Source organism: Neobacillus drentensis (assembly GCF_036962765.1).
Classification (GTDB): Bacteria; Bacillota; Bacilli; order Bacillales; family Cytobacillaceae; genus Neobacillus; species Neobacillus drentensis_C.
On the sequence record NZ_JBALOS010000226.1, the window covers coordinates 13,500 to 17,502 of the forward strand.

The 4,003-nt window shown below is 39.7% G+C and carries 4 protein-coding genes; all 4 read right to left on the reverse strand.

The genetic code is table 11. From position 1 onward, the window contains the following. Window positions 1-2: 2 nt before the first annotated feature. Window positions 3-1,370 carry an MATE family efflux transporter gene (locus V7137_RS24040; RefSeq protein ID WP_335700405.1) on the reverse strand — a complete coding sequence of 456 codons (1,368 nt, stop codon included), beginning with the start codon at window positions 1,368-1,370 and terminating at the stop codon, window positions 3-5. A 285-nt stretch (window positions 1,371-1,655) separates the two neighbouring features. Further along, on the reverse strand, window positions 1,656-2,585 hold the full coding sequence (locus tag V7137_RS24045; RefSeq protein WP_335700408.1) for an MBL fold metallo-hydrolase: 930 nt from the start codon (window positions 2,583-2,585) through the stop codon (window positions 1,656-1,658). Between the two features lie 177 nt (window positions 2,586-2,762). After that, window positions 2,763-3,605 (reverse strand): hypothetical protein, encoded by an 843-nt coding sequence (locus tag V7137_RS24050; RefSeq protein ID WP_335700406.1) that lies wholly within the window; start codon window positions 3,603-3,605, stop codon window positions 2,763-2,765. 162 nt (window positions 3,606-3,767) lie between these two features. After that, window positions 3,768-3,968 (reverse strand): cold-shock protein, encoded by a 201-nt coding sequence (locus V7137_RS24055; RefSeq protein WP_026567057.1) that lies wholly within the window; start codon window positions 3,966-3,968, stop codon window positions 3,768-3,770. Between the last annotated feature and the right edge of the window lie 35 nt (window positions 3,969-4,003).

The window sequence follows — 4,003 nt, forward strand, 5'->3', positions numbered from 1 at the left end:
CATTACATGTTTTTACTTTTTTTATTGATGAATTTCCGTTTTTGGATGTAGATGAGTCTGATGGAAAGGGCTATTCCTGCGGCGAGCAGGCCGATGGTCAGCCCGATCCAGTAACCTCTTGCTCCCAAACTCGTGTAATGAGCAAGTAGATAACCTGCTGGAAGACAGATTAACCAATACGCGATTAAAGTCATGATAAAGGCAAGGTTGACATCCTTATAGCCTCTTAAGGCTGCTTGTGCAGTCGCCTGAATAGCATCACAAATTTGGAAAAACAGCGCAAAGATTAAGAAGTTGGCTGTTAAATTAATAACGGCCGTTTCGTTGGAATAGAAACCGGCAACTTGATAGCGAAAAATCACGACGAATACTCCAGTTACTACGGCAATCAAAATGGCTAGATAGACACCTAACCAGCTGTATTGTTTCGCATCTTTATAGCGCCGTGCCCCTACTTCATATCCGACAAGGACCGTTTGTGCAGTCGATATACTAATCGGTATCATGTACAAAAAGGAAACGATATTCAAGGCCGATTGATAGGCAGCAATAGTGGTGACATTAAACTTACTTAATAGAATAGTAACCACCGCGAACATACTTGTTTCAAAGAATGTGGAAAGACCCATTGGCACACCAATCTTTAATATTTCTTTACATTTATCCCACGAAAACTCTTTGAAATCAGCGAATATTGGGTACGATGAGAATGGTTCCTGGGTTCTGACGATAAACACAGTCATCCCCATAATCCCCCAATACGTTATCGATGTTGCAAACCCCGCACCCGCACCACCAAGTTCAGGAAATCCCAAGTTTCCAAAAATGAGCACATAGTTCAAAAAGAAATTAACTGGCAACGACGATAACATGATGATCATGATGACACGTGTTTTACCAAGTGCATAAATAAAGGACCTTAGCACATTAAAAATAAATAAAGGTAGAATCCCATAGCTCAGTCCTACTAGATAATGATAAGCAGTTGCTTGAACACCTGCATTCAAGTTCATTTTATCTAAAATGGGGTCTAACAAAAAGAACCCAAAGAGGATAACCACTAGCGCAATCAATATAGAGAGATAAATTCCATGCTTCACCACTGATGCAACTTCATGGCTCTTTTTTTCACCAAAGCGTTGTGCGGCAATTGGAGAAACAGCCAGGAGAATACCACTGATCCCCGTAAAAATTGGACTCCAAATCGAGGAGCCAATCGCAACCCCAGCTAATGCGGTGGAGTTGTACTTCCCTGACATAATCGTATTAAAAAACACCATCGAAAACATGCCTAGCTGTGTAATTAAGATCGGAATTAACAAAATAAATATTTGTTTTGTTTTTTCCTTTAAAGTAAAGGTCTGATTCATAAAATTGGTTCTCCTTGAAAAATAAAAATCCGAAACTTTATTATACTCTATATTGGCTTAATTTTCCTCCTTTAAATAGGGAGAACGTTTGTAGTGTTTGCCTTTTGCAGCGAGATTCGTCAGTATTAATAGCCTCATCTTAAATTTCACTTTCTTCACAGCGTCGTGGAGGTTCAGGACACCTGCATAAAAGCGAGCACCTGGAGCGGAAATCAACAGGCAAGTTTATCAGATAAAAAAGGATTGATCTCCACTTAGAAAGCAGAAATCAATCCCTATCTTCTGTTATCTCCACCACATGTTACGTGGATATTCTTCTGAACTAATAAAAATAGTTTCACCTATTTTCGGGGTGGAAATGTCGATGTTTTGCTTTTCGGCTGCATTCGTTACTCTTTCGATTGGATCGGTCCAGTCATGTAAGGCTAACGTAAATGCACCCCAATGAATTGGTATCATCATTTCCCCTTTCACATCAAGATGTGCTTGCACGGTTTCTTCAGGCGTCATATGAATCGCTGCCCAACGATGATCGTATTGACCACATTCCATTAGGGTGAGATTAAAGGGACCATATTTTTCACCAATTTCTTTAAAATGCGGTCCATATCCGCTGTCACCACTAAAAAAGATTTTGGTATTTTCACTCTCAATTACCCAAGAACACCAAAGTGTCGCATCACGGTCGGTTAGACTTCTTCCTGAAAAATGCCTAGCAGGTGTAGCTGCAAACTTAAGTCCTTCATGATCGAGCTCATCCCACCAATCGAGTTCTTTGATTATGGCTGGATGGACTCCCCATTTTTCCAGGTGGCTCCCAACACCTAAGGGAACAATAAATTGTTTGACCTTTTCCTTTATTTTTCTAATCGTGCCATAATCCAAATGATCATAATGATCGTGACTGATGATAACTATATCAATCGTTGGAAGGTCTTCAATGATAAAAGGAAGGCCTTTGCTATAACGCTTTATGCCGAAGATTGGAAATGGTGTGGGGGCCCCGCCAAACATAGGATCTAATAATATTCTTTTTTCCTCTAGTTCTAAAAGGAGAGCGGAGTGCCCAAACCAAGTAATTTTTGGTTGAGAATCATTTTGTTGATCCGAAAGATTCAATTTTTCCATTAGGATGGGATTTTTAGGTCTCCCATTTGGATTGCCTTTTAGGAAATCCATGAGGATCGATCCCATTTCTTTAATGCTATTTTCCATCACGGTTGGAATGAGATTGACAAATTTCTTTTGATGAGAGAAGTTCTCGGATTGCTCAAATTTACTATGCCGCTCCTTTGTTGCCTTTTTTCCAAGCGGCGGATAAAAACTCATAAATAAATAAAAAAGCCCAACTATACCTAAAACAATAATCAGTGCAATCATAGTGAGAGAGTCCTATTTCTTGACGATTTTTGATGGATTATTGACTTTATACAAGACGGGAACATCTACTAAGAATTCTTCCTCAACATCTTTCCCTTTTCCTAGTTTCTTGGCCGCTACTTTTCCATCAAATTCTAGTGAATCCCCAATCGCCAGTTCAAACTTTTTGAGTGTCTTACTATGGCTGCACCAAGCTAGTCCGATTTCAAGCGGATTCTCCTCTTGGACAATCTGAACATTTTCGAGGACTACTACTTCATCATTCTCTTCATTAAACGGATTATACACGAGCGCGAACTGTTTGACATTGGCCGTGAAATGGACTTTATCAACCGGGAGGTCCAGTTTAGGCGCCTTCACTTTTTTCGGTTTCGGTTCCTTAGCTTTTGCCGGTTTGGGTACTGATTCCGTTTTAACTGGTGTAACTTCTGGGAAATCCTCTGTTTTTATAATTTCTTCAGCCGCAAAACCTTCCTTATTGCTTGTCTCAAGTTCAGGAGGAGTGGTTTCTTTTTCATCAAAAGTTAATAAGCTTTCTTTACCAAAGCTCGATTGCTGCATTTCCTTTAAATACGCTGGGTGAATGCATGTGAGATTACCGTCTTGAAATTCAACAACAAGTGTGTTAATTTCCATTGCATTCCCATATGTTTCGTAACCTTTAATCGTCACCAAGCGCTGATAGTTTCGGTCTTTATACCAGAACTCCTTTTTCGCTTCCCGCGCTGAGGATAATCCCCATTCCTTCAACTTCTCCTTATAGTGGACCATATCACGAAATGTTTCATAATCACCTTTTGGTGGAATATACTTTGTTAATTCTGATTGCTCCAATTGAGGACGCTGGATGATCATCCTGCCACTTCCTTCCGTTATGTATGTAATTTCATTATATTTTAAAGTATTACAATAAAAAAGGGAAAAGAGCAGTTCCGCTCCTCCCCCTCTATTCTTTTTATGAAAAATAAAAAAGGCTCTGCAAGAGAGCCTTTTCCGTTCACATTTATGTGGTTTATATTATGCTTTACGAACGTTAGTAGCTTGTGGTCCACGTTGACCTTGTTCTACTTCAAATGTAACTGATTGACCTTCGTCTAAAGATTTGAAACCTTCGCCTTGGATAGCAGAGAAGTGTACGAATACGTCGTCTCCAGCTTCGCGCTCGATGAATCCAAAACCTTTTTCTGCATTAAACCATTTAACTTTACCTTGTTCCATTTGTGTATCCTCCTGCTGTGTGCTTTGCACACAAT

Bases quoted from the DNA above. Each gene is read 5' to 3' on its own strand.
- V7137_RS24050 (WP_335700406.1), bottom strand. From the start codon at position 3,605: ATGATCATCCAGCGTCCTCAATTGGAGCAATCAGAATTAACAAAGTAT.
- V7137_RS24040 (WP_335700405.1), bottom strand. From the start codon at position 1,370: ATGAATCAGACCTTTACTTTAAAGGAAAAAACAAAACAAATATTTATT.
- V7137_RS24055 (WP_026567057.1), bottom strand. From the start codon at position 3,968: ATGGAACAAGGTAAAGTTAAATGGTTTAATGCAGAAAAAGGTTTTGGA.
- V7137_RS24045 (WP_335700408.1), bottom strand. From the start codon at position 2,585: ATGGAAAATAGCATTAAAGAAATGGGATCGATCCTCATGGATTTCCTA.